Origin of the sequence: Mycobacterium gallinarum (genome assembly GCF_010726765.1) — a bacterium.
GTDB classification, from domain to species: Bacteria; Actinomycetota; Actinomycetes; order Mycobacteriales; family Mycobacteriaceae; genus Mycobacterium; species Mycobacterium gallinarum.
On record NZ_AP022601.1, the window covers coordinates 4,618,884 to 4,641,163 of the forward strand.

Genomic DNA, 22,280 nt, shown 5'->3' on the forward strand with positions numbered 1-22,280 from the left:
TTTAATGCCCACTCGACCGGAGGCCAAACCTCGATGAAGTACAGGGCGGCGCGGTCGGCAAATGGGTACAACGCCCCATATGTTGTCCTTGTCGGATGTGCCGGCAGTGGTCCGTAACGTTTTAGAGGAGCTGATCCCCTTTGGTAGGCCATGGGCTGGCGGTGCTGTTCGCCTTCCTCGCAGCGCTGTTCCTCGCCGTCGGCATCGTGGTCCGGCAGCGAGCCACAATGGATGTCCCAGAGGACAAGGGCGTCAGCCCCACCATGGTCCTGACGCTGATCCGCCGTCCGCTGTGGTGGGCCGGGACCGCCGCGGCGGTCGCCGGCTTCGCGTTCCAGGCTGTCGCGCTGGCCTTCGGGTCACTTCTGCTGGTCCAGCCGATCCTCGTCTCGGCGCTGTTGTTCGCGCTCCCGCTGAGCGCGCGGCTGGCCAATCGCCGGGTCACGCGCGGTGAGTGGCTGTGGGCGCTGCTGCTCACCGCCTCCCTGGCAGTGTTCGTGTTGTTGGCCAAGACCAGTGCCGGTGACTACGAGGCCTCGGTACCGCTCACGTTGATCGTCGCCGTGGTGTGCGTCGTGGCGGTGTCGCTTTGTGTGTTCGTCGCGATCCGCAATCCCGGGTGGCGACGGGCGGTCCTGCTCGCGGTGGCGGTGGGTGTGCTCTTCGGCGTCGTCGCGATGCTCACCAAGCTCGTGATGTACATGCTGACCGAGGACGGGGCGCGGACCGTCTTCACCTCGCCGGGGGTCTATCTGCTCGTGGTGGTCGGCGTCATCGCGGTGTTGTTGCAGCAGTCGGCATTTCACGCGGGTTCTTTGCAGATGTCGGTGCCGACGATGCTGGTGCTCGAACCGCTCGTCGCCGTGGTGCTGGGCGCCGTGGTGCTCGGCGAGCACATGGACGTCAACGGCGTCAAAGCCGTCGCGATCACCGTCGCGCTACTCGCGATGCTGGCCGCGACCGTGGCACTCGGACGCGAAGAGGGTGCGCTGGAAGAAGAACTCGAGGCCGCTATCGCGAAGCGGGAGCACTGAGCATCCCCTCGGTTGTAGGCAGCCGGAACGACATCTGCACCGACGTCCCGTCGTCCGTTCCGACGACATCGACGTGATCGCTGACGGAGCTGATGAGCAGTAAGCCCCTGCCGCGGGTCCCGGGGTCGTCGGGCGGCGTCTTCCACGAACCCGAATCGACGACGCTGACGCGGACCTGGCCGTCGCGCACCTCGGCCTCCACGCGCATGCGCCCCGGATCCTGTCCCCGATACGCATGCTCGACGCAGTTGGTGCAGGCTTCGTTGACCACCAGGATGATGTCGTCCGCGAGCGGTGACTCGACATGGTTGGTGCGCAACCATTCCGCCAACCGGTGCCGGACGTCGCTCAACTGCCTCGGCGCCGCGTCGTCGTCGATCAGTAAGGCCGACGGCGGGCATCGGTACACGACGATCGCGACGTCGTCGTCGTAGCCCCGTTCCGGAGCGAGCCGGCGCAGTATCTCGTCGGCCACCGCTTCGACCGGCAGGTCAGCGGTCTCGGACACCACCTCGGCGGCGCGGTCGATCTGATCGTCGATCGCTTCGTCACGCCGCTCGACAAGGCCGTCGGTGTACAGCAGCAGGGTCGAACCGGCCGCCAACGAGCGCGAGGCCTGCGGTCGGGGCTCGTCCCGGTGCACCGCGAGCGGCACCGAGTGACCATCGGTGAGCAGCTCCGGGCGCTCCGCACCGCTGTCGAACACCGGCGGTACGTGGCCGGCACTGCTATAGCGCAACGTATGGGAGTCCAGGTCGGCGACAGCGACGAACACCGTGGCGCAGAACGCATCTGGGATCAACTCGGCCACCGAGTCGAGCTGTTCGAGCACCCTGGCGGGTTCAGCGCCGGTGAGCAGCAGGGCGCGCGTCGACGCGCGCAACTGGCCCATGACCGCCGCGGCGGCCAGACCGCGGCCCACACAGTCGCCGACGATGATGCCGATACGGTTTTCGCCGACCGGAAGCACGTCGTAGAAGTCGCCGCCGATCTCCAACGGAGGAACCGCGGGCTCGTACCGCACGGCGCAGCCGACGGGCAGCGTGGTTGCGGGCAGCAGCGAACGCTGGAGGGTCAGCGAGGTTTCACGCGCGATCTCGAACTGTCGCACATGCTGCATGGCCAGACTGATGTGGCCGAACAACGCCATGACGAGCTGACGGTCCTCATCGCTGACCCGGCGCGGAACGCGGTGCTCGAGGCATACGACGACGTCGCGCGCGCCCGAGGTCACCGCCACGAACCCGCGCGTCGTCCCCGCGCTGGGCGCGGCTCCGACCGGCGTGACCGTCAAAGGCAACCAGTCGCGGGCATCGTCGAGGGTGCGCCGCCAATCCTCGTCGAGATCACGCCAATTCGAAACAGCGGGCTCGCCTGCGGTGTGGACGACCGGATCGCCGTCGCCCTGTGGCCACACGACGGCGATCAGGCGTTGCGTGTCGAGCCGAGAGCGGGACTGGGTCAGCGCGGCCGACAACACCTCGTCCACGTCTCGGGCCACGCTGACCGCGGTGGCCAACCGTGCCACCGCTCGTTCTCGCTCCGCCACGGCGCGGGTCGCGGTGATGTCACGGATGGTGCCGACGTAGGCGTGATGATCGTGGCGTTGCTCCCTGACCGCGTTGATGCTGATCGCCACCCATCGAACGGTTCCGTCGCGATGACGGATCGCGGTATCGGTGGCGAAGGAACCTTGTTCTCTGAGTAAGGACAGCCGCTGATTCGTCGCGGTCTCGTCGGTCACCCACGGGTAGGGGTGGTGGTACGGCAGGTCGTCCTGACCGTAACCGGTGATGCCGACGAACGCATCGTTGATCTCGACGATGGCCCCGGTGTGATCGGCGACGAAGAAACCCTCCTGCAGCGAATTCACCACTGCATCGCGGAACTCGTCGCGGTCGGCCAGATCCTCCGCCCGGGCACGCTGCTGTTCGTAACGCCTTGTGCCGTCCAGGAATCCACGGGTAGCCACATCATGTGCCGCCAGTGCCTGCAACAGGAACTGCAGCGGGGCGTCGGGATCGATCGACATGTCCTGCTTGATCTCCACGACGAATCGAGCGTGGTTCTCGATGATTTCGAGCATGCTCATCCGGTCGCTCAACGCGCGCCTACCGAGTTCGTGTCCAACCGCCAGACTGGCCTCGGACCCCGACCGGACGTACTCGGTCAGCGCCGCGGCGTACTGCGCATAGAAGTCCTCGGCAGCCGGATCGTCGCTCATGAGGTACCTCGATGACGGGCCGCCAGCACCAGCGCATCGTCGGTCTCCCTACCGTAGCGGCCCACGAGTTGTTCGGCGATTGTCGTTGCGTGGGCGGCGAAGTCGATGTCGTCGAGGTGTTGTTCGGCGATGCCGTCGCTCGACATGACCAGCAGGTCGCCGGGGGAGATCGGCACCTGAGCGGTGGTGAGGGTCTGCGGTATCCGGTATCCGACGATGCCCCCCACCAGTAGCGCAGAGGAACGAACTGCGATTCCGCTCGGGTGCTTGGCAACGAGATCGGCCGCGACGTTACCGATACCGATCCAACTCAGCTCGTTGGCATCGAAGTCGATGCTGGCCAATGTCATTGCTACACCGCGGGTGTCGATCAGAGCGAGATGGCAGCGCTGCATCAACACATCCAGCGGGTCGGCGCGGCCCTGGTCCACGACCTCGGCGGCCAACTGCGCGGCCGCAGCCGCCGCCTCGCCGTGGCCCAGACCGTCGATCACCCCGAACAGTGCGGCACCGTCGCCGATGTCGAATGCCACCGGATGATCGCCGCACACCACCTCCCCGGGTCGGGGGCGGCGAACCGCGGCCCATTCGATGGGCCCGAACTTGCCATGCCTAAACATTGTCGGGTATCCACTTCCACATCTCGATGACGGTGCCGCGGCCCAACTCCGACTCGATCTGCAGTCGATCCATCAGCCTGCGCGCACCGGGCAGTCCGAGCCCGAGTCCGCGTCCGGTGGAGTATCCGTCGTCAAGTGCGCGTTCGACGTCGGCTATGCCGGGACCGTCGTCCTCGGCTCTCACCACCAACGCCTGCCTGCCGTCGCGGAGCTGAACTCCGACGCGGACCTCGCCTCGACCGGCGTAACTCGTTATGTTGCGCGCAATTTCGGAGATCGCCGTCGCAATCATCGTGACGTCGGTCAGCGAGAATCCGAGCTGCCTCGCGAGTTCGTGCCCCGCTTGCCGCGCGGTGACGATGTCGTCGGAGTCGTTGATGTCGACCACGAAGTCAGTCGGCATGGACATTTCCGGGGTCGCGTCCGATCGCCGGTTTCCGATCCTCGAGCTTCCGATTCGGCAGATTCCGATTGAGGAGAGCAAGGCCCTCTTCCAGATCCAGCGCGGTGTGCATGTCGTCGAACGTGAGTCCCAACTGGACCATGGCGAACGCCACCTCGGGCTGCAGGCCCACGATCACCGTGTCCGCACCGCGCAGCCGGGTCATATGCGCGATCGTTCGAAGTGACCGGGCTGCAAACGAATCCATGACATCGATCGCGGTCACGTCGACGATGATGCCGTGCGCACGGTATCGGCTGACCCGCTCCATCAGGTCATGGCGAAGCTGTTCGGTGTCGGAGTCCGAGAGCGCGGCCTGCACCGAGGCGATCAGGATCGTGCCCTGCTTGAGGATGGGAACTGCCATGAAGAACCTGCGCCGTGCCTCGCGTTACCCGGGTTGCTCGCCGGTGCGGGTCACCTCGTAGCCGAGCAGCCGTTCGGCCTCCTCGATACCACCCTGCAGGTCGCCGACGGCGTTCATCTTCGACAGGTCGAGACCGATCGTCACGAGGGTCAGCGCGATCTCCGACGACAGACCGGTGATGATCACGCTGGCGCCCATCAGGCCCGACGCGTCGACGGTCTGCACGAGGTGGTTGGCCACCGTGGAGTCGATGGTGGGCACGCCGGTGATGTCGATGACAACGACCTTGGCGCGGTTGGCGCGGATCGCCCGCAGCAGCTGTTCGGTCACCTGGCGGGCGCGCTGGCTGTCGAGCACACCGATGATCGGCAGAATCAGCAGCTGCTCGCGCACCTGCAGCACCGGTGTCGACAGCTCGCGGATCGCTTCCTGCTGCTGGCGAATGATGCGCTCGCGTTCCTGCACGAATCCGACGGCCACGGTGTTGGCGATGCGGTTCGCGGCGGGCTCGTACGCGTCGAGCACGCGGTTGAGCAGTTCGAAGTCGGTTTGGTACTTCTCGAACAGCGAGCGGGCCAGCACGTCGCGCAGCAGCAGCACGATGCCGACGACCTCGTTGGTCTCCACACCGCGCGGGATGATGCGCTCGGACAGATCGCGTGCGTAGTCCTGCAGCGCTTCCACACTGCCCGTCTCGAGCACTTCGACGTAGCTGTCGTACACCGTGGTCGCCTCCGAGAAGATCTCCTCGGGCGACATCGCGGTCAGCAGCTCCGCTTCGGTGATCCTGCGTGCCCACTCCTCGCGCAGCGCGGTGCGGTTCTGTCTGAGGTGCTCCACCAGTTGCGGTAACAGGCCTTCGGTCGAGACGCTCGCGGTGGCCACATCTGTCGGATCGGACATCGAAGAAACCTCCCGGCTTTCCGCTGCTGTTTCGACCCTAGCTTGCGGGTCTGGGGCTGCGGTGTGGAAGCAACGATCTATCGTTCGGCGACAAGAGGTTAAGCTCGGCCCACTGCCGTGACCAGTTGCGGCGCTGACTAAAGGAAAGCTGTGCCCGCCAAGGATCTGATCACCACCTCGGTCAGCTACGACGACGACGTCGCTGTGCTTGCGGTCAGCGGCGAAATAGATCTGGCCACCATCCCGGCGTTCGAGGCGGCCATCGCGGACGCGCTCGCCCAGCGGCCCAAGGCGCTGATCGTCGACCTCTCTGCGGTGGACTTCCTCGCGTCGGCGGGGCTGCAGGCGTTGGTGGCCACTCACGAGAAGATCGGAGGGTCGGCAGGATTCGCGGTTGTCGCCGATGGGCCCGCCACGAGTCGGCCCATCCAGCTAACCGGTTTGGACCAGGTTCTGTCGCTCTCATCGTCGGTCGCCGAAGCGAAGGCTTCGGTTGCTGGCTAATCGCGATCGCCAACGGAGAATTCGTCGGGCGGCCTGCTCGGCGTTCGGCTAAAGTTCCGAATGCCGGTTTGATCTTGGTAGCAGCTGGCATTAGTCGGGACAGTAAGGACTGTGACATGAGGTCAGTTTTGGGTCGCCGCGTGGCGGCCATCGCCGGCGGCGCTGCAGTCACCGCGATGGTTGTGCTCACCGCATCGTGCTCCAGCGAAGAAGAGGCACCGAGCGAGACCACCGAGACCACCACCTCGGAGACGACCACGACGTCGGCCGCGCCGGTCGAGCCGACGGAGAAGGCGCCGCGCCTGGAGCCCGGTGGCCCCAACCCGTTCTCCCCGTCGGTGATCGCACCGCCGGCCCCGTCGGCAACCCACCCCCGAACCGGCTAGCACCGGCTGGGCGGACTTCTCGTAAGTACGCTGGTTGGAGTGAAGGCGCGGCATATCGGCGTGCTGGCGTTGGTTGCCGCCAGCGTGATGGTGCTCGTTTCCGATCTGCGACTGGCATCGTCGCGCCCCGGCACAGAGGGCGGCGATGCCATCGCAGGGCCGTACTCGTACCTGCTGGCCAGCTCCACCGATCTGGGGCCGTCGCACAACGACAACGCCCAGTTGACGCTCGCGCTGCATGATCCGACGCGCCCCGACGGCGTTTTCGATTGGGCGCACAGTCAGGGCCTGGACGTCAGGTGGAAGCCGGGCCAGGCCTGGGCGGTGCTCGAAGGGGCGGCGGAGAAGGTGGCCGACGCATTCGACGTCGAGGTCCACGACTACCGCGGTAAGCGCGGTCAGGTGTTCTACGCATCGCCGCAACAGCCCGCGATTCCCGATGCGCTGACCTCCGAGGTCGCCGAGCTGGGACGGATCCTGGGCTACCTGCCGCACCACACGTCGCAGACGCGGATGTTTCCGCTCGACGTGCCGGACAAGGGACTGAAGCCCAGCGCACTGTTGAACACCTACAACGCGTCGCGGCTGGCCGCCGACGGCTATACGGGCAAGGGTGCCACGATCGTGTTCTTCGCCTTCGACGGTTTCGACCAGTCCGATCTGGACGCGTTCGCCACCACGTACGGGCTGCCCCAGTTCACCCCGGAAGTCGTCGGTGGCGAGCTCGACGACCCGCGCGGCGAGACGACGATGGATCTCGAAGTGGCCCACGCGGTCGCGCCGGATGCGCGCAAGGTCGTGTTCAGCGCCCAGTCGACGATCTCCGGCGACGGCACGTTCGAGAAGATCGGCGAGTTGTTCGCCGAAGCCGATCGCCGGTATCCCGGTGCGATCTGGAGCTTTTCGATCGGATGGGGTTGCGACAAACTCATCACTGCCGCCGATCTCGCACCGGCGCGGGAAGCGCTCGCGGCGGCACAGGCGAACGGCACGACGGCGTTCAACGCGAGCGGCGATCTCGCCGGGCTGGAGTGCAAAGGCGGCGACGACTGGTCGTCTCCGCCCGGCGAGGCTGATATAGGGCTGGACTCACTGGCGTCACTGCCGGAGATGACCGATGTCGGCGGCACGACGCTGTCCACCGACGCCGACGGCAGGTGGCTCGCCGAGCAGGCCTGGTACGACGTCCCGCTATCGGTCGGCAGCGGAGGCGGGGTGTCCAACCTGTTCGAGCGCCCGGAATGGCAACGGGCCGTGATGCCCGACCGCGATCCCGACCGCAGGCTGACGCCCGACGTCGCGGCCGTCGCCGACCCCTTCACCGGCGTGCGCATCATCTTCAAGGGAACCGAACTGGTCGGTGGCGGGACATCGCAGTCCGCGCCGATCTGGGCGGGGCTTGCCGCGGTGATGAACCAGTACCTGCTCGCCAACGGCGGGCAGCTGATCGGTGCCTTCAATCCGCTGCTCTACCGGATCGCCGAGGGTGCACCGCTGCCCGCGTTCCGTGACGTGACACTCGGCGCCAACGCCGTCGCCGAGGCCGGACCGGGTTACGACCTCATCACCGGGCTCGGTACCCCCGATGTCGACAACCTCGTACGCAATCTGCTGATCCTCCAAGAGGCGGCCGAATGACGACTCCCGACGATTCCGTCCCGACTACGGAATGCCGCATCTGCAAGACCGACGTACCGGAGGGCGAGTACTGCGGACTATGCGGATGCCACCTGGAACCGCGGCCCGGCGAGGGCCCGGACTGGTTGCGCGTCAAGAACTTCGGGGCGGCGCCGAACGAGCACCTGCTGCAGCTGTCGTTGGCCAGTTCGCTGTTCCCCCAGGTGGCGCAGCGCTCCCGAACAGCGTTCCGGCTGGGTCTGGTGGTGCTGCTGGTGTGCCTCGTCGCATTCACGCTGCTGCGTCTGCCCGCCGCGCTGATCACCGTCGGCACGCTGGGCCTGCCCGTGCTGTACCTCATCTATCTCCGCGAGTCGGATGCCTTCCGCGACTTCCCGGTCAGCACTCTGGTGCTCACCGCGGTGCTCGGTGTTGGATTTGGGGTGGGATGGGTCCTGCTGACGGGTGCGATGGTCGCCCGCTCGTACGAGGTCGGTCTGGGCTCCGCCATCACGGGCATGCCGATGCTCCGCGTGGGTATCGGCATTCCGCTGGGCGGGGTGATCCTGATGCTGTTGCCGGCCGTCATCGTGAGGGTGTTCCGACCATCCTCACGAGAAGCGTTGGACGGCTTCAGGATCGGAATGCTAGGCGCTTTCGCCTTCATGGCCGCGGCGGCGATGACGCGGTCGGCTCCGCTGTTCGGGACAGGGGCCATCAGCAAGCGCCCGCTGGAGAGCCTGCTCGTCGAGGCGGGCATCAGGGGCATCTCGATACCGTTGATCACCGCGGCCGCTGGTGGATTGATCGGTGCGGCACTGTGGTTCACCCGCCCGGCAAGTAAGAAGGATCAGCACCCCGGCATGGTGCGGCTGGTTCTCGTCGGCCTCGCGGCGGCGATCCTCGCCGTCTATCTCGGGCTGGGCCTGATCGACGTCGCCCGCGTCCCGCAGTTGTTGATGCTGGTGCTCTATCTGGCACTGGCGCTGGTCGCCATGCTGGTGTTGCGTATCGGTTTGCATCTGGCGCTGCTGCACGAGGTGCACGACGAGATCCAGTCCGATGAGCCGCTGCTGTGTACGCACTGCGGACATGTGGTGCCGGATATGGCTTTCTGCCCCGCGTGCGGGGTGGCGACGCGGGCATCGTCACGGGCGTCACGCGAAGACCGGCGCGACGCCCGTCCGGTGCGTGAAGGTCCCGACACACCGTGACCACGGCGACGAATTTCTTTCCCGGATATGCGGTTCCGGCCGGCACCTACGAGGCACCCCAGCCGCATCGCACGTCGCGCACACGCTTGGTGCTCATATGGTTCGCCACCATCGCCGTCGTGGCGGGGGCGCTGGTCGGGCTGTCGGCGATGATCAGCAAGCCCCCCGTGCGCTATATGTGCCCGCCGGAGTGCGGCAGGCCGCCGACGGGTACGCCGGTCACGATCAACCCTCGTTTCACTGCCGCCGACGGCACGTTCTCGGTGTCGCATCCCGCGCCCAGTTCGGCTTACCGCATCACCACCGAGCCGAACAAGGTGATCGCCGAGTTCCTCGGCGGTGATGGCGGCAGCATGCAGTTCTTCAGTGTGCCCGTCGCCGGCCGGTCAGCTGAACAGATCGCCAAAGAACTGGTGGGCAAGAGGTTTCCCGACACCCGGACCGCGTATGAGATTCCCAACGCGATGGTCGGCTACCAGCGCGGGTTCGGCGAGATCGTCGACTGGTGGCCGCAGGGCGCCAATAGCAATTACCAGCGGATGCGGGTGCTGATCATGGTCGCCATCAAGAACGACCTCGCTCTCGTGGCCTCGGCGGTGGGGCCCTACCACGAATTCGGACCCGACTTCGGGTTCGGCAAGCCCTCCGGCGCCAACACCCAAATCGCCTTGGATATGGGCAAATACGTCAACAGCTTCAGCTGGCAGGGCGACCCGCCGCGCTAGTGGGTGGACGCCGTCGTCCGATGGGACGCCACTGTCCCGTGGTGCGGTGTGGCGCCGGAGAACATGAACTGCCACGCCGCCAGCAGTGCGACCGTTGCGAGGACCAGCGTGGTGGCCAGGTGCGCGAACAGCTGCCTGGCGGTCGTGGCGTTCACGACCGAACGCGGGTGCACGGAGCGTCCGGCGAGCGGGCGGTCGAAACGTGTTGCGCTCATGAGTCACCTCCTTTCAAGCGGTCGACCCCGTCAATCCTCTGGCAGCACTACGCCGCCTGGTCCAGGCTGTAGCCCCTGGCCTCGGCGACGTCGGACAGCAGGCCGCGCAGCCGATGCCGCGCACGGTGCACGCGTGTCATGACGGTCCCGGCCGGTGCGTCGGTGATCTCGGCGATCTCGTTGATGCGCAGACCGACGACATCGGCGTAGTACAGCGCGGTGCGCAGCTTCTCGGGCAGCTGACGCATCGCGGTCTGGATGTCGTCGTCGCCGATGAGGTCGAGCACCTCGTCCTCGGCGGACTTCAGGCCGCCCGAGGAGTGGCGGGCCTGGGCCACCAGCTGTCCGTCGGTGAACTCGTCGGTCAGCCACTGGGCTGGGCGTCGCTGTTGCTTCCGGTACGAACTGATATGGCTATTGACCAAGATCCGGTACAGCCAGCCGCCGAGATTCGTGCCGTCGCGGAAGCCGTGGAACCCGGCGAACGCTTTGGCAGCCGTCTCCTGGAGCAGGTCCTCCGCATCGGCGGGATCGCGCGTCAACTTCAGCGCGTGGCGGTAGAAATCGTGAATCAGTGGCAGTGCGTCCCGCTCGAAGCGGGCGGTCAGCAGCGCATCGTTTTCAGGCACGTAGGGGACTTTTCCGTGTCAACGACGCAGTGTCTGCACGGCTGGCACCCATCAGAGGTGGGAAAAACCTACTGCCTGACTACCGGTTAGCCCCCATAGGATCACCAAAGTGACGGGCAGCCATGGCACGCGGTTCTCCCGCGGCGCCGGACGTACCGTCGCGATTGTCGTGGCGCTGGCTCTGGCGGGTGCCATCAGCCTTGCGGCCGACATCGTCGCGTTCGGCGGGCGCTCCGACACATCGCAGGCCGATGCGGCAATCGTCCTCGGTGCGGCGGTCGACGACGATGCACCGTCGCCGGTGTTTTCCGAACGTCTGCGGCACGCGGCCGAGCTCTTCGAATCAGGACAGGTCAAGTGGATCGTCGTGACGGGTGGTGTCGGGCGGGGCGACACGCTCGCCGAATCCGAGGCCGGCCGCGAATGGCTGATCGGGGCCGGGATTCCGGCCGATCGCATCCTCATCGAGACACAGTCCCGAACCACCAAGCAGAATCTGGTCTTCGCCCGGCCGCTGCTCACCGAACATGACATCAATCGCGTGCTGATCGTCAGCGATCCGTTGCATATGCGCCGCGCGATGCGGATGGCCGACGACCTGCGACTTGATGCGCACCCGTCGCCCACGCCAACCAGTCGCTTCCAAACCCTCGGCACGCAGCTGCCGATGCTGTTGCGCGAGATGTACTTCAGCGTGCATTACTACGCGACGCGTCAGTGAGCTATACCGACGCCCGCACCTTGGCCGCCGCCTGCTCCGGCATGGGCTCATAGCGAGCGAAGGATCGCGTGAAGGATCCGGCGCCGTGCGCGAGCGATCGGAGGTCGATCGCGTATCGGGTCAACTCGACCTCGGGTATCTCGGCCTTCACGACGGTGCGGTCCTCGCCGACTTTGTCCGTGCCGACCACGCGCCCGCGCCGGCCCGCCAGGTCGCTCATCACGGCGCCGACGAAATCGTCGGGCACCACGACCGAGACCTCGTCGACCGGTTCGAGCAGGTTAACTTTGGTCGCCGAGGCCGCCTCACGCAGCGCCAGCCCACCTGCCATCTGGAACGCGAAGTCGGAGGAGTCGACGCTGTGCGCCTTGCCGTCGAACAGCGTCACCCTGATGTCGACGACCGGATAGCCCGAGCCCGCCCCGTTGAGAAGTCCCTTCTCCATCTGAGCGCGCACACCCTTTTCCACGCTCGGAATGAACTGGCGTGGAACGGAACCGCCGACGACCTTGTCGACGAACTCGAAACCAGACCCTTCCGGCAGCGGCTCGACCTCGATGTCGCATACCGCGAACTGGCCGTGGCCGCCGGACTGCTTGACGTGCCGTCCATGTCCTTTGGCCTTGCCGCCCAGCGTTTCTCGAAGCGGCACCCGTAACTCGACGGTGTCGACGGCGACACCGTAGCGGCGTGCCAGCGCGTCGAGCACCACGCCGGAATGCGCCTCGCCCATGGTCCACAGCACGATCTGATGTGTCTCGGGGTTCTGTTCGATGCGCAGGGTCGGATCCTCGGCCGCAAGGCGCTGCAACCCGACCGCAAGCTTGTCCTCGTCGGTCTTGGCGTGTGGTTGAATGGCCATGGGCAACAACGGTTCCGGCATGGTCCATGGTTTGAGCACCAACGGTTCCGCCTTCGCGGACAGCGTGTCGCCCGTCTCGGCGCGCGACAGCCGTCCGATGGCGCAGATGTCACCGGCTACCACCTGCGGTGCGGGCCGCTGTTGCTTGCCGAGTGGGAATGACAGCGTGCCGATGCGTTCGTCCTCGTCATGATCGGCGTGGCCGGCCGTCCAGCGCTGGTCGGCGTGGGTGGGGGAGGAGCCGTTGCCGCCGTAGAACGACGAGAAGTGGCCGGACACATGCACGGTCGCGTCGGGCGAGATGGTCCCGGAGAACACCCGCACCAGGCTGACGCGGCCCAGATACGGATCCGACGTGGTCTTGACGACCTCGGCGAGCAGGGGGCCGGCCGGATCACACGGCAAGCTGTTGCGGGACTTGCCCTGCGGGGTGAACACCTCGGGGAGCTGGTGTTCGGGCGGGGACGGGAACCCGCTGGTGATGACCTCCAGCAGTTCGAGGGTGCCCACGCCGGTCGTGCTGCACACGGGGACGACCGGAAAGAACGACCCGCGCGCGACAGCCTTCTCGAGGTCTTCGATCAGCACCGACTGGTCGATCTCCTCGCCGCCGAGGTAGCGCTCCATCAGGGTCTCGTCCTCGGACTCCTCGATGATTCCCTCGATCAGGTTGCCGCGCATCTCCTCGATCGCGTCGCCGTAGGAGGCGTCGGGTTCATGGGACGTGGTGCGCTTGCCGTCGGCGTATTCGAAGTGGGTCTGGGAGAGCAACCCGATGAGGCCGGTGCAGGGTCCGCCGGCGGTGCCGGCAATTGAACCAAAGTCGGCGGGCAGGTACAGCGGCAACACCTTGTCGCCGAAGGCCTGCTGCGCCGCCGTCAGCGTGTTCTCGTAGTTGGCCCGGGCGTGGTCGAGTTTCGTGATGAGAACGGCCCGCGGCATCCCGACCTGGCTACACTCCAGCCACAGCGACTTGGTCGGCTCGTCGATCTCCTCGTTGGACGCGATGACGAACAGCGCGCAGTCCGCGGCTCGCAGCCCGGCGCGCAGTTCGCCGACGAAGTCGGCGTAGCCGGGTGTGTCGATCAGGTTGACCTTGACGCCGTCGTGCTCCAGTGACGCCAGGGCGAGACCGACCGAGCGCTGCTGCGAGATCTCGGCCTCGTCGCAATCGCAGACGGTGGTCCCGTCGACGACCGATCCCGGTCTGTTGAGCACTCCGGCGGCGACCAGTAACGCCTCGACGAGTGTTGTCTTGCCGCCACCCGATGGGCCCACCAGCACCACGTTGCGGATGGCGGCCGGACTGTCCGCGGTGGGAGCAGCTCCGGCTTGGGAAGTTGTCGTCTTGTCGGCCATGACGTTCCCTCCAGGTTCGTTAAACCAGAATTCTCCGAACCGTCACCGAGCACAAGGGAATGACACAACTCGTGGGGTGTGCAGCGACTTGGTGACGAGGCCGTAGCCGTGTTCACCGTTGCGCAGCGGCATTCACGCCTGCCACGCTGACCACCGCGCGACGGCGATCGTGACGACGGGACCGTCGAGCGCAAGCCTTTGGTACTGAACGTATTTGCGCCGCAGCAGCGCATAGCCGCTGGCCATCTCGTCACCGCTGTGGTGGACCTCGGCGACGCCGTCGGCCCGCACCCACCACAGCTGGGTCCAGTCTTCGTCGTAGTTGTCGACGAGCACGCTCACCCGGGGGTTGGCCTCGATGTTGGTCAGCCGCTGCAACCGTTTGGTGGACTTACGTTTGGCGTCGACAGCGGTGTAGATGACTGGTTGTTCGCGGTCGGTGTTGACCGCGAACACCACGGGCACAACGTGTGGCGCGCCGTCCGGCCCGACGGTGGCGAGCATCGCGACGGGCGATTGCGCGAACAGGGCCGCAGCGTCGATTTCGGCCATGGGATTCAGACTATTCCGAACCCTCGATGCACGCCTGCGTGGTCGGAAGGACCTCGGCGCAGCTGCTCGCGGTCGCCCGTGCGAGGAGCGCATACAGATCGTGCTGCTCCGAATCGCTCAGCGGGGCGAGCACACGTTGTTCGACGACCCAGAGCACCTTCTCGATCTCGGTGAGCGTGCGTGTGCCCGCCGCGGTCAGCATCACGGTGTGCCGCCGGCGGTCTTCGGCCGAGCGCCTGCGCTCGATGAGGCCGTCGGACTCGAGTTCGTTCAGCAGGCCCACCACGTTCGTCGCGTCGATTCCGAGCATGGCGGTCAGGTCGGACTGATTCTGTTCGCCGAGGTCGCGCAGCAGGGTCAGGGCGACGACGTGCCGCGCGCGGAGACCGAAGGCGATCAACTCCACTTCGGCCTCGGTCTGCATCCGCCGCGCCAGGTGCACCAGCAGCGGCGCGGACAGTTCTGGCACGTCATCAGCCTACGGGAATACGCCGATGATCTATTTGGTATAGATAGCTTGTAATACACTAACTATCAATGAGGAAGGAACTGATGAACCAGTTGCTACACATCGACTCCTCGGTCCAGGGCGACCAGTCCGTCAGCCGTCGTCTCACCGCCCGTGCCGTCCAGCGGTGGCGCGACACCCACCCGGAGGGCTCTGTCGTGTATCGCGATCTGGCGAGTAATCCGATTCCGCACCTCGGGGACGTGACGTCACCGGCGCTGACCGCCGAACTGATCGGCGAGATCAAGCGTGCCGACACGGTTGTGCTCGGACTCCCGCTGTACAACTTCGGCCCGCCGAGCACGGTCAAGGCGTGGGTGGATCACATCGTCGCGCCCGGGCTGTCGATAGACGCCGAAACGGGGGCGGGTCTGCTCGGCGATACCGAGTTCGTCGTGCTCGAAAGTCGGGGCGGCGGCTACGGTCCGGGCACACCTCGAGAGGGTTGGGATCACGCTGAATCTTGGTTGCCCCATGCGGTGTCGATGACGGGCCTGTCGCCTCGCCTCATCGTCGCCGAACTCACGATGGCGGATGTCAATCCAGCGATGGCTGAGCTCAAACCGCTTGCGGCCGCGAGCCTGAACCAGGCGTTCGAGGCGATCGACGCACTGTGGGAAGTCGGTGAGAACGCCGCCTGAGGCCCAGCTGGTGGTCGATAGTTATGGGCGTGAGTTCCGGAGTTGCTGCAAGAAGTCGGACTTCGGGCGATGACCACCGAGGAGATCTCCAACCGTAGCGGGGTCAGCAAGGCGACCATCTACAAGTGGTGGTCCAACAAGCACGCGGTGGCCGTCGAGGCGTTCCTGACGGAGATGATGGCCGAGGCGCCCGATCCGGACACGGGGTCCGCCCGCGAGGATTTCCGACGCGTGGTCCGCGGGCTTGGCCACTTCTACGGCGGCGGTAGCGGGCGAGTATTCGCGCAGCTGATCGGCGAGGCGCAGTTCGACCCGCTGGTGAACGCGGAACTACACACCCACCTGGTCGCGCCGCGGCGGGCGCTGATGAGAACGGTCTGGGCGCGCGGAGTGGCGCGCGGCGAACTGCGGCCGGACATGGACCCGGACGCGGCGATCGACCAGCTGATCGGGCCCATGCTCTACCGCCTGCTGCTCGCGCACACACCGCTGGACGACGCATCCGCCGACGCCATGGTCGAAGGGGCGATGTGCGGATTCGCCGTCTGACGGCTGTGACGTAGAGCACGACTGATTCCCGGACTGATCCGAGCGAACGAACACCGGCGGTGCGACGGTCGTTGAAACGCCGGGAAACGCGCAAGTGACCGCGGAGCCAGGCACCGCCGCGGTACAGGCCGGCCAGCTCCAATACCCGTTCTTCGGGTATGGAGTTCCGGGCATCGTGTTCCATCACCGCGGGCATCAGAGCTGACAGGTTGCGGTGTCAGCGTGGTCCGCGCGGCTGGGGCGCAACGCTGATGGGTGACCGCGTCACCGGTGTGCGCGTCACCCCGATCTCGGGCGGCCGGGTGCTGCGCGGCCGCGGGTTCTGTGGCCGCACCGTCTGCGCCGGGCGGGGGTCGATGGGCCCGGCCGACGTCTCAGGCGCTGGCGGCGGCGGCACCACGCTACTGGTCGTACGTTCGGTCGACACCGCCGTCGTGGTCGACGGCGCCTCGGTCGGCGTCGTGGTGTCCACCTCCGGGCCGGGACTCCGAACGATCAACAGAACTGCCGAGACCACGAGCGCCGCCGCGGCAGCTCCGACGGCGATCCACACGGCCAATGTCTGCCTGCGGCGGTACCAGGGCTCCGGCGCGGGTTCGAAGTACCAGGTGTCCGCGTCGAAGGCGTCGAACGTCCCCGGGGCACGGTCGTGCAGCGCCGGCTCGTAGTCGTCGGCCGGAGCCGACTCCAGCAGCGTCTCGTCGCCGTCCGAGATCTCGACATCCGAGGGCGCTTCGGGCAGGTCGCCGATCAGGTAATCGAAATCCCCCGAGGCTTCGCGTTCAGCCACACACTGATGCTATCGCTGTTACCTGCGCATATGCGCGGCAACCGAAGTCGTGTGAACACGCACACGGTCTGGCGTGATCACGGTAGGGTCGAGCGCCGCATATGCAATCGTTTCACGCCGCGTCGCACAGCCGTCATGTCCGCGCCACTGCGCCGCTTCCCGGCCATCGGAAGGTTCGGCAATGAAATTCTCACGCCTCACGGCGGCCGCGGCCGCATCGGTCCTGCTGCTCACCGGTCTGATCGGCTGCGCACCTCCGGAGAAGAACAACGCGGAAGAGCAGACAGAATCCGGGGTCAATGCGCGGGAGGCCACGTCGGCCGAGGATTTCGGCGGCATGGACGGTCTGGTCGAGGCTGCCAAGAAGGAGGGTGAGCTGAATGTGATTGCGCTGCCGCCGACTTGGGCCAACTACGCTGCCATCATCAAGGCATTCGAGGACAAGTACGGGATCAAGGTGAACTCCTTACAGCCCGACGCGTCGAGCCAGGAGGAGATCAACGCCGCGAACCAGCAGCGGGGCCGCAGCACCGCGCCCGACGTGTTCGACCTCGGCCAGTCGGTGGCGCTGGCCAATACCGCGATGTTCGCGCCCTACAAGGTGGCGGTATGGGACGACATCCCGATGGCCTATAAGGAGCGCGACGGGGCCTGGGTCAACGACTACGGCGGCTACATGTCGATCGGTTTCGACTCTGCCACAGTGCCGCCGGTCACCTCGGTCAACGATCTGCTCAAGCCCGAATACAACGGCAAGGTCGCACTCAACGGCGATCCGACGCAGGCCGGTGCCGCGTTCTCCGGTGTGCTGATGGTCGCGCTGTCGCAGGGCGGTTCGGCCGACGACATCGCACCGGGTGTGGAGTTCTTCCGCAAGCTCAACGAGGCGGGCAACTTCCTGCCGGTCGACCCGACCCCGGCGACCATCGAGTCCGGCCAGACCCCGGTGGTCATCGACTGGAACTATCTCAACTCCGTCGAGACGAAGAAGCTCCCGTCGTGGCAGGTGCTGGTTCCGCCGGACCACGCGGTCGCGGGCTACTACTACCAGGCGATCAACAAGGACGCCCCGCATCCCGCGGCCGCGCGGCTGTGGCAGGAGTTCCTGTTCAGCGACGAAGGCCAGAACCTTTACGCGGCAGGTGGTGTGCGTCCGGTGCGTGCGGACAACATGATGGCGGACGGCTCCCTGGATCAGGCGGTCGCAGCTTCCATCCCGGTGATCGACGGCCCGGTCACCGTGCCGAGCCCCGAGCAGACCGACAAGGCCACTGCGTATCTCGCCGATAACTGGGCTGAAGCGATCGGCTGACGTGCCGGGCGGAACTCAACTGCGCAACCGACTCACAGAGGCCCTGCCGCTGCTGCCGTTCTTCGCGGTCGTCATGGTGTTCCTGGTGATCCCGACGGTGACGGTGATCGTCAACGCGTTCGTCGTGGACGGCGCGTTCTCCCTCAGCCGCATCGGCGCGCTCTTCTCGTCGACAGCGCTCGGGGCGCTGTGGGCGAGCGTGCTGTTGTCGGCCAGCACGGCGATCATCGGCGCGGTGCTCGGAGCGGTGCTGGCGAGGCTGATCGTGAGCAGCCCGCCCACGTCGATGGTGCGCAGGGCGGTGATCTCGCTGTGCAGCGTGTTGGCTCAGTTCGGTGGTGTGGCACTGGCTTTCGCGTTCCTGGCGACGATCGGCATCAACGGAGTGCTGACCGTGTGGGTGCAGGAGGTCTTCGGCTGGAACCTGTCCGGCTCGGGATGGCTCTACGGCCTGGCGGGACTGACACTCGTGTACACGTACTTCCAGATCCCCCTGATGGTGATCGTCTTCCTGCCCGCGCTCGAAGGCCTGCGCGAGCAATGGCGCGAAGCCGCCGTCAGTCTCGGCGCGTCGAAGTGGCAGTACTTCCGTGAGGTGGCCGTACCCCTGTTGACGCCGGCCTTCCTCGGATCGGCATTGTTGTTGTTCGCCAACGCCTTTGCCGCCTACGCGACCGCCGCCGCGTTGGTGAGCCAGGGCAGCCCGATCGTGCCCCTGCTGATTCGGTCCGCCTTGACCAGTGAGGTGGTGCTCGGTCAGTCTGGGTTCGCCTACGCGCTCGCGCTCGAGATGATCGTCGTCGTCGCGGTGGTGATGACGGCCTACAACGTCCTGGTGCGGCGTACGGCGCGGTGGCTGCGATGAAACGTCCAGCCCGCGCCGCGCTCTGGGTGTCGTTCGGCCTGTTCTTCCTGTTCCCCCTCTACGCCATGGCGGATTTCTCCACCCGCCGACTCGTCGACGACGGGCGCACATGGCAGGCATGGACGAACCTCGTCACCGACGACGCGCTGTATCGGGCGATCGTGGTCTCACTGCTGCTTGCCGTGTTCACAGTCATTGCGACGCTGGTGATCCTGGTCCCGACGATGATCTGGGTGCGACTGCGCTCGCCGTGGGCCAAGGGCGTTGTGGAGTTCTTGTGCCTGCTGCCGCTGACGATCCCGACGTTGGTGATCGTGGTCGGGCTACGCAATGTGTACCTGTGGGTGGCGTACTTCTTGGGTGAATCCCCACTGACGCTGACGTTCGTCTACGTGGTGCTGGTGCTGCCCTTCGCCTACCGCGCGCTCGACGCGGCGCTGTCGTCGATCGACCTGCAGACGCTCACCGAAGCGGCGCGGTCGCTGGGCGCGGGATGGGGGACGACGATCCTGCGAATCGTGGTGCCCAACATCTGGTCTGGGGTCCTTTCCGCCGCCTTCATCTCGATCGCGGTGGTGCTCGGCGAATACACGATCGCGTCGCTGTCCGGATTCGAGACGCTGCAGGTGCAGATCGTCGCGATCGGTAAGACCGACGGTCCGACGTCGGTGGCCGCCTCGCTGGCGGTGTTGTTGTTCGGCTTCGTGCTGCTCCTTGTCCTGTCGCTGGTGACACGCGGGCGCAGACGAGTCCAAGGAGTGACCGCATGAATGCGAAAACGCAAGGTACGGCCGTCGATCTGACCGGCCTGACACGCGTGTACGGCGACGTGAAGGCCCTCGACGGGCTGAGCCTGCACATCGAACCGTCCGAACTCGTTGCGCTGCTTGGTCCGTCGGGCTGCGGTAAGACCACCGCGCTGCGGATCCTCGCGGGCCTCGACGACGCCACGTCGGGCACGGTGTCCGTCGGCGGTCGCGATGTCAGCCGCGTCCCTGCCAACAAGCGCGACATGGGCATGGTGTTCCAGGCGTACAGCCTCTTCCCGCATCTGACCGTGCTCGACAACGTCGCATTCGGGTTGAAGATGCGCGGTAAAGACAAGCGCGAGAGGATATCTCGGGCCGCCGATATGCTCGACCTGGTCGGCTTGGGTGCGCACAAGGCAAAGTACGCGCACGAGTTGTCGGGCGGCCAGCAGCAACGGGTCGCGTTGGCGCGCGCGCTGGCGATCCAGCCGCGGGTGCTGCTGCTCGACGAGCCGCTCTCGGCGCTGGACGCCAAGGTGCGCGCGCAGTTGCGCGACGAGATACGGCGGGTGCAACTCGAGGTCGGCATCACGACGCTGTTCGTCACCCACGATCAGGAGGAGGCGCTCGCCGTCGCCGACCGTGTGGGTGTCATGAATCAGGGCAGGCTCGAACAGCTGGCCGCGCCCGCCGACCTGTACGCCACCCCGGCGACGCCGTTCGTCGCGGAGTTCGTGGGGTTGAACAACAAAGTGCCTGTGCAGGTTTCGGGTGGCCGCGCACAGCTGCTCGGCACCACGGTGCCGACGCTGCCCGGTTCGATCACGTCGGGCCCCGGACTGGCGATGGTGCGCCCGGAGGCCGTCACCGTCACCGCCGGGCCGGCCAGTGGCGCTGCAACGCCCAAGGTCAGCTCGATCGCGTTCCTGGGGCCGATCTCGCGCGTCTACGTCGCGATGCCGGACGGTTCGGTGATCAACGCCCAGATATCGGGCGCGGCGGCCAGGGCGCTGACCCCTGGCGATTCGGTCACGGTCGGGGTCGAGCCGGGCGGTGTGCTGGTGGTCGCCGCGTGAGGGTCAGACGTCCTTGACGGGTTCGATTCCGAGGTCGCGGTAGGTGACCAGCGCGGCGAACGGTACGTCGCGTTTCGCGAAGCGCTTGGCCGCGACGTCGCCGCGATCCACCATCGGGATCACGCCGGCGACGACGGCGCCGACGGCGACGACGCGCTCGAGTGCGATCTCGGTGGAACCGCCGGTGCTGATCACGTCGTCCACGAGCAGCACCCGGGTTCCGGGCTGAAGCCTGGTCCCCTCGATCCACTGCTCGCGACCGCGCGACTTCTGTTCCTTGCGTACGGAGAACCAGGCCTTACCGGTGACCATCGCGACACCGATGGCGATCGAGTCGGCGCCCATGGTGAGCCCGCCGACCGCGTCGAACTCGATCCCGTTCAGCGCGGCCAGGTCGGCGATGGCGCGGCTGACGATCGTCAGGCGTTCCCCGTTGTCGATGGCGTACTTGCCGTCGATGTAGTCATGGCTGAGCTGGCCGCTGGCCAGCTTGAAGGGTTCCTCGCGGTGCTCGTAACCGCGGGTTCGGATCAGCTCGAACGCTGCTGGCCAGGTCTCGGGGCGTGCGCTCGCATCTGCCATACGGCGATCGTATTTCAGTGCCCCCGGGCGCGATGTGTCAGCTCGACGGTCGCCGAACGCAATTGATCGTGCGAGTCGATCGGCTTGGCATAGCCGATCCGCGTGTAGGCGATGCCGCGTTCGGTCGTCAGCCGCAGATCGAGGCCGTAGCGGTCGGCACCGGTGCAGGTCGCCGCGATGGTGTCCGGATATCCGCCGAGCGCCTTGGCCATCGCGGCCAGCGAGTCGGCGTGATCGGCGTTCAGATGAGCGATCGCCCCCGCCGCGTGCGGCTGCACCGGATCCGGCGAGGCCGCGGAGTAGTCCTCGCCGGTGGTCGACTCCATTCGCCCGTAGCCGCCGACCCAGCGCACCCGCTGCACGCGCAGCACCCAGAGCGTGAAGTCGCTGTAATCGATGTAGTACTTGGCGGCCGCGACCGCAGCCAGATGTGCGTCGCGGGCCCCGGCCAACTCGTCGTCCGTCGGGGCTTCGACCACGCCGGCCAGGGTCACGCGGCCGCTGGCCAGTGGATCGGACTCCGAGCTCGGCGCGACGATCGCGATGCTGGCCCTCGGGTCGCCCGCGAGATTGCGACCGTGCTCGGCAAGGTTCGAAACGCACAAGACCGGTGCGCCGCCGAGCAATCCGTACGTCACGAACGACGCCCACGGATCGCCGGCGGCGGTCAGCGTGGCAAGCGTGCCCGTATTGGTCGACGCCGCGATCGTGCGGGCTTCCTCGGCTGCGGACGGGCGGGTGGAATTCGCCACTTCGGTGAGCGGGGGAGGGACCGAGGGGGCATCGCCCGGGTCGCCGTGATCGCGGTTCGCCACGAACGAACGATACTAGGGC

Annotated in this window: 26 protein-coding genes; 13 read left to right on the top strand and 13 right to left on the bottom strand. The window is 66.5% G+C overall.

Features of this window, described 5'->3' with window-relative positions; translation table 11 throughout:
• The first annotated feature begins 140 nt into the window (after positions 1–140).
• Positions 141–1,034, top strand: a complete 894-nt coding sequence (locus tag G6N42_RS22775; RefSeq protein WP_174262136.1) for a DMT family transporter — start codon at positions 141–143, stop codon at positions 1,032–1,034.
• Here the strand turns inward: G6N42_RS22775 and G6N42_RS22780 are convergent.
• The 5 genes from G6N42_RS22780 to G6N42_RS22800 are packed head-to-tail and all read right to left on the bottom strand — an operon-like array spanning position 1,012 to position 5,590.
• Positions 1,012–3,258 carry a SpoIIE family protein phosphatase gene (locus G6N42_RS22780; protein WP_163733222.1) on the bottom strand — a complete coding sequence of 749 codons (2,247 nt, stop codon included), beginning with the start codon at positions 3,256–3,258 and terminating at the stop codon, positions 1,012–1,014. The genes G6N42_RS22775 and G6N42_RS22780 overlap by 23 nt on opposite strands.
• The gene (locus tag G6N42_RS22785; protein WP_163733225.1) at positions 3,255–3,878 is read right to left on the bottom strand and encodes a SpoIIE family protein phosphatase; all 624 of its coding nucleotides are present in this window, start codon (positions 3,876–3,878) and stop codon (positions 3,255–3,257) included. Before G6N42_RS22785 ends, G6N42_RS22780 begins: the two co-directional genes overlap by 4 nt.
• The gene (locus G6N42_RS22790; RefSeq protein WP_163733228.1) at positions 3,871–4,281 is read right to left on the bottom strand and encodes an anti-sigma regulatory factor; all 411 of its coding nucleotides are present in this window, start codon (positions 4,279–4,281) and stop codon (positions 3,871–3,873) included. Before G6N42_RS22790 ends, G6N42_RS22785 begins: the two co-directional genes overlap by 8 nt.
• Entirely contained in the window at positions 4,271–4,687 is a 417-nt protein-coding gene (locus G6N42_RS22795; protein WP_163733231.1) for an STAS domain-containing protein, read from the bottom strand. Before G6N42_RS22795 ends, G6N42_RS22790 begins: the two co-directional genes overlap by 11 nt.
• Before the next feature lie 24 nt (positions 4,688–4,711).
• Positions 4,712–5,590: an STAS domain-containing protein gene (locus G6N42_RS22800; RefSeq protein WP_163733234.1), complete on the bottom strand. Its 879-nt coding sequence runs from the start codon at positions 5,588–5,590 to the stop codon at positions 4,712–4,714.
• 150 nt (positions 5,591–5,740) lie between these two features.
• On the opposite strand from G6N42_RS22800, the gene G6N42_RS22805 reads away from it, so the two are divergent.
• The 5 genes from G6N42_RS22805 to G6N42_RS22825 all read left to right on the top strand — a co-directional run bounded on the left by G6N42_RS22805 (position 5,741) and on the right by G6N42_RS22825 (position 10,036).
• The gene (locus G6N42_RS22805) at positions 5,741–6,094 is read left to right on the top strand and encodes an STAS domain-containing protein (RefSeq protein ID WP_163733237.1); all 354 of its coding nucleotides are present in this window, start codon (positions 5,741–5,743) and stop codon (positions 6,092–6,094) included.
• 116 nt (positions 6,095–6,210) lie between these two features.
• Positions 6,211–6,480, top strand: coding sequence for a hypothetical protein (locus G6N42_RS22810; protein ID WP_163733239.1), 270 nt, complete (start codon positions 6,211–6,213; stop codon positions 6,478–6,480).
• 39 nt (positions 6,481–6,519) lie between these two features.
• On the top strand, positions 6,520–8,118 hold the full coding sequence (locus G6N42_RS22815) for a S53 family peptidase (RefSeq protein WP_232076269.1): 1,599 nt from the start codon (positions 6,520–6,522) through the stop codon (positions 8,116–8,118).
• The gene (locus G6N42_RS22820) at positions 8,115–9,311 is read left to right on the top strand and encodes a zinc ribbon domain-containing protein (protein WP_163733242.1); all 1,197 of its coding nucleotides are present in this window, start codon (positions 8,115–8,117) and stop codon (positions 9,309–9,311) included. The genes G6N42_RS22815 and G6N42_RS22820 overlap by 4 nt, the downstream gene beginning before the upstream one ends.
• The gene (locus G6N42_RS22825; RefSeq protein WP_163733245.1) at positions 9,308–10,036 is read left to right on the top strand and encodes a hypothetical protein; all 729 of its coding nucleotides are present in this window, start codon (positions 9,308–9,310) and stop codon (positions 10,034–10,036) included. The genes G6N42_RS22820 and G6N42_RS22825 overlap by 4 nt, the downstream gene beginning before the upstream one ends.
• Here G6N42_RS22825 and G6N42_RS22830 read toward each other — a convergent pair.
• Together G6N42_RS22830 and G6N42_RS22835 are read right to left on the bottom strand one after the other, a co-directional pair.
• Positions 10,033–10,251, bottom strand: coding sequence for a hypothetical protein (locus tag G6N42_RS22830; protein ID WP_163733248.1), 219 nt, complete (start codon positions 10,249–10,251; stop codon positions 10,033–10,035). The genes G6N42_RS22825 and G6N42_RS22830 overlap by 4 nt on opposite strands.
• 47 nt (positions 10,252–10,298) lie before the next feature.
• Entirely contained in the window at positions 10,299–10,880 is a 582-nt protein-coding gene (locus G6N42_RS22835) for a sigma-70 family RNA polymerase sigma factor (protein WP_163733251.1), read from the bottom strand.
• A 109-nt stretch (positions 10,881–10,989) separates the two neighbouring features.
• On the opposite strand from G6N42_RS22835, the gene G6N42_RS22840 reads away from it, so the two are divergent.
• The gene (locus tag G6N42_RS22840) at positions 10,990–11,601 is read left to right on the top strand and encodes a YdcF family protein (protein WP_163733254.1); all 612 of its coding nucleotides are present in this window, start codon (positions 10,990–10,992) and stop codon (positions 11,599–11,601) included.
• 1 nt (position 11,602) lies between these two features.
• Here G6N42_RS22840 and G6N42_RS22845 read toward each other — a convergent pair whose 3' ends face one another.
• The 3 genes from G6N42_RS22845 to G6N42_RS22855 form a co-directional block, all read right to left on the bottom strand.
• Positions 11,603–13,822: an elongation factor G-like protein EF-G2 gene (locus tag G6N42_RS22845; RefSeq protein ID WP_163733258.1), complete on the bottom strand. Its 2,220-nt coding sequence runs from the start codon at positions 13,820–13,822 to the stop codon at positions 11,603–11,605.
• Between the two features lie 132 nt (positions 13,823–13,954).
• Positions 13,955–14,374 (bottom strand): TIGR03668 family PPOX class F420-dependent oxidoreductase, encoded by a 420-nt coding sequence (locus G6N42_RS22850; RefSeq protein ID WP_163733260.1) that lies wholly within the window; start codon positions 14,372–14,374, stop codon positions 13,955–13,957.
• 10 nt (positions 14,375–14,384) lie between these two features.
• Positions 14,385–14,843: a MarR family winged helix-turn-helix transcriptional regulator gene (locus G6N42_RS22855; RefSeq protein ID WP_197905548.1), complete on the bottom strand. Its 459-nt coding sequence runs from the start codon at positions 14,841–14,843 to the stop codon at positions 14,385–14,387.
• 68 nt (positions 14,844–14,911) lie between these two features.
• On the opposite strand from G6N42_RS22855, the gene G6N42_RS22860 reads away from it, so the two are divergent.
• Positions 14,912–15,523 (top strand): FMN-dependent NADH-azoreductase, encoded by a 612-nt coding sequence (locus G6N42_RS22860; protein ID WP_232076271.1) that lies wholly within the window; start codon positions 14,912–14,914, stop codon positions 15,521–15,523.
• A gap of 42 nt (positions 15,524–15,565) precedes the next feature.
• Complete coding sequence (locus tag G6N42_RS22865; RefSeq protein ID WP_286201648.1) at positions 15,566–16,072, top strand: TetR/AcrR family transcriptional regulator; 507 nt, start codon at positions 15,566–15,568, stop codon at positions 16,070–16,072.
• A 217-nt stretch (positions 16,073–16,289) separates the two neighbouring features.
• Here the strand turns inward: G6N42_RS22865 and G6N42_RS22870 are convergent, their stop codons facing one another.
• Entirely contained in the window at positions 16,290–16,862 is a 573-nt protein-coding gene (locus G6N42_RS22870) for a hypothetical protein (RefSeq protein ID WP_163733266.1), read from the bottom strand.
• A gap of 181 nt (positions 16,863–17,043) precedes the next feature.
• On the opposite strand from G6N42_RS22870, the gene G6N42_RS22875 reads away from it, so the two are divergent.
• The 4 genes from G6N42_RS22875 to G6N42_RS22890 all read left to right on the top strand — a co-directional run bounded on the left by G6N42_RS22875 (position 17,044) and on the right by G6N42_RS22890 (position 20,864).
• Positions 17,044–18,174 (top strand): ABC transporter substrate-binding protein, encoded by a 1,131-nt coding sequence (locus tag G6N42_RS22875; RefSeq protein ID WP_163733269.1) that lies wholly within the window; start codon positions 17,044–17,046, stop codon positions 18,172–18,174.
• Positions 18,175–18,247: 73 nt separating this feature from the next.
• On the top strand, positions 18,248–19,039 hold the full coding sequence (locus tag G6N42_RS22880; RefSeq protein WP_232076669.1) for an ABC transporter permease: 792 nt from the start codon (positions 18,248–18,250) through the stop codon (positions 19,037–19,039).
• The gene (locus G6N42_RS22885; protein ID WP_163733272.1) at positions 19,036–19,809 is read left to right on the top strand and encodes an ABC transporter permease; all 774 of its coding nucleotides are present in this window, start codon (positions 19,036–19,038) and stop codon (positions 19,807–19,809) included. Before G6N42_RS22880 ends, G6N42_RS22885 begins: the two co-directional genes overlap by 4 nt.
• Positions 19,806–20,864, top strand: a complete 1,059-nt coding sequence (locus G6N42_RS22890; RefSeq protein ID WP_163733276.1) for an ABC transporter ATP-binding protein — start codon at positions 19,806–19,808, stop codon at positions 20,862–20,864. The genes G6N42_RS22885 and G6N42_RS22890 overlap by 4 nt, the downstream gene beginning before the upstream one ends.
• A gap of 3 nt (positions 20,865–20,867) precedes the next feature.
• Here G6N42_RS22890 and G6N42_RS22895 read toward each other — a convergent pair whose 3' ends face one another.
• Together G6N42_RS22895 and G6N42_RS22900 are read right to left on the bottom strand one after the other, a co-directional pair.
• Positions 20,868–21,446: an orotate phosphoribosyltransferase gene (locus G6N42_RS22895; RefSeq protein WP_163733279.1), complete on the bottom strand. Its 579-nt coding sequence runs from the start codon at positions 21,444–21,446 to the stop codon at positions 20,868–20,870.
• Positions 21,447–21,460: 14 nt separating this feature from the next.
• On the bottom strand, positions 21,461–22,261 hold the full coding sequence (locus G6N42_RS22900; protein ID WP_163733282.1) for a HugZ family pyridoxamine 5'-phosphate oxidase: 801 nt from the start codon (positions 22,259–22,261) through the stop codon (positions 21,461–21,463).
• Positions 22,262–22,280 lie beyond the last annotated feature (19 nt).

Bases quoted from the DNA above. Each gene is read 5' to 3' on its own strand.
- G6N42_RS22780 (WP_163733222.1), bottom strand. From the start codon at position 3,258: ATGAGCGACGATCCGGCTGCCGAGGACTTCTATGCGCAGTACGCCGCG.
- G6N42_RS22785 (WP_163733225.1), bottom strand. From the start codon at position 3,878: ATGTTTAGGCATGGCAAGTTCGGGCCCATCGAATGGGCCGCGGTTCGC.
- G6N42_RS22790 (WP_163733228.1), bottom strand. From the start codon at position 4,281: ATGCCGACTGACTTCGTGGTCGACATCAACGACTCCGACGACATCGTC.
- G6N42_RS22795 (WP_163733231.1), bottom strand. From the start codon at position 4,687: ATGGCAGTTCCCATCCTCAAGCAGGGCACGATCCTGATCGCCTCGGTG.
- G6N42_RS22800 (WP_163733234.1), bottom strand. From the start codon at position 5,590: ATGTCCGATCCGACAGATGTGGCCACCGCGAGCGTCTCGACCGAAGGC.
- G6N42_RS22810 (WP_163733239.1), top strand. From the start codon at position 6,211: ATGAGGTCAGTTTTGGGTCGCCGCGTGGCGGCCATCGCCGGCGGCGCT.
- G6N42_RS22820 (WP_163733242.1), top strand. From the start codon at position 8,115: ATGACGACTCCCGACGATTCCGTCCCGACTACGGAATGCCGCATCTGC.
- G6N42_RS22830 (WP_163733248.1), bottom strand. From the start codon at position 10,251: ATGAGCGCAACACGTTTCGACCGCCCGCTCGCCGGACGCTCCGTGCAC.
- G6N42_RS22845 (WP_163733258.1), bottom strand. From the start codon at position 13,822: ATGGCCGACAAGACGACAACTTCCCAAGCCGGAGCTGCTCCCACCGCG.
- G6N42_RS22850 (WP_163733260.1), bottom strand. From the start codon at position 14,374: ATGGCCGAAATCGACGCTGCGGCCCTGTTCGCGCAATCGCCCGTCGCG.
- G6N42_RS22860 (WP_232076271.1), top strand. From the start codon at position 14,912: ATGAGGAAGGAACTGATGAACCAGTTGCTACACATCGACTCCTCGGTC.
- G6N42_RS22875 (WP_163733269.1), top strand. From the start codon at position 17,044: ATGAAATTCTCACGCCTCACGGCGGCCGCGGCCGCATCGGTCCTGCTG.
- G6N42_RS22880 (WP_232076669.1), top strand. From the start codon at position 18,248: ATGGTGTTCCTGGTGATCCCGACGGTGACGGTGATCGTCAACGCGTTC.
- G6N42_RS22885 (WP_163733272.1), top strand. From the start codon at position 19,036: ATGAAACGTCCAGCCCGCGCCGCGCTCTGGGTGTCGTTCGGCCTGTTC.
- G6N42_RS22890 (WP_163733276.1), top strand. From the start codon at position 19,806: ATGAATGCGAAAACGCAAGGTACGGCCGTCGATCTGACCGGCCTGACA.
- G6N42_RS22895 (WP_163733279.1), bottom strand. From the start codon at position 21,446: ATGGCAGATGCGAGCGCACGCCCCGAGACCTGGCCAGCAGCGTTCGAG.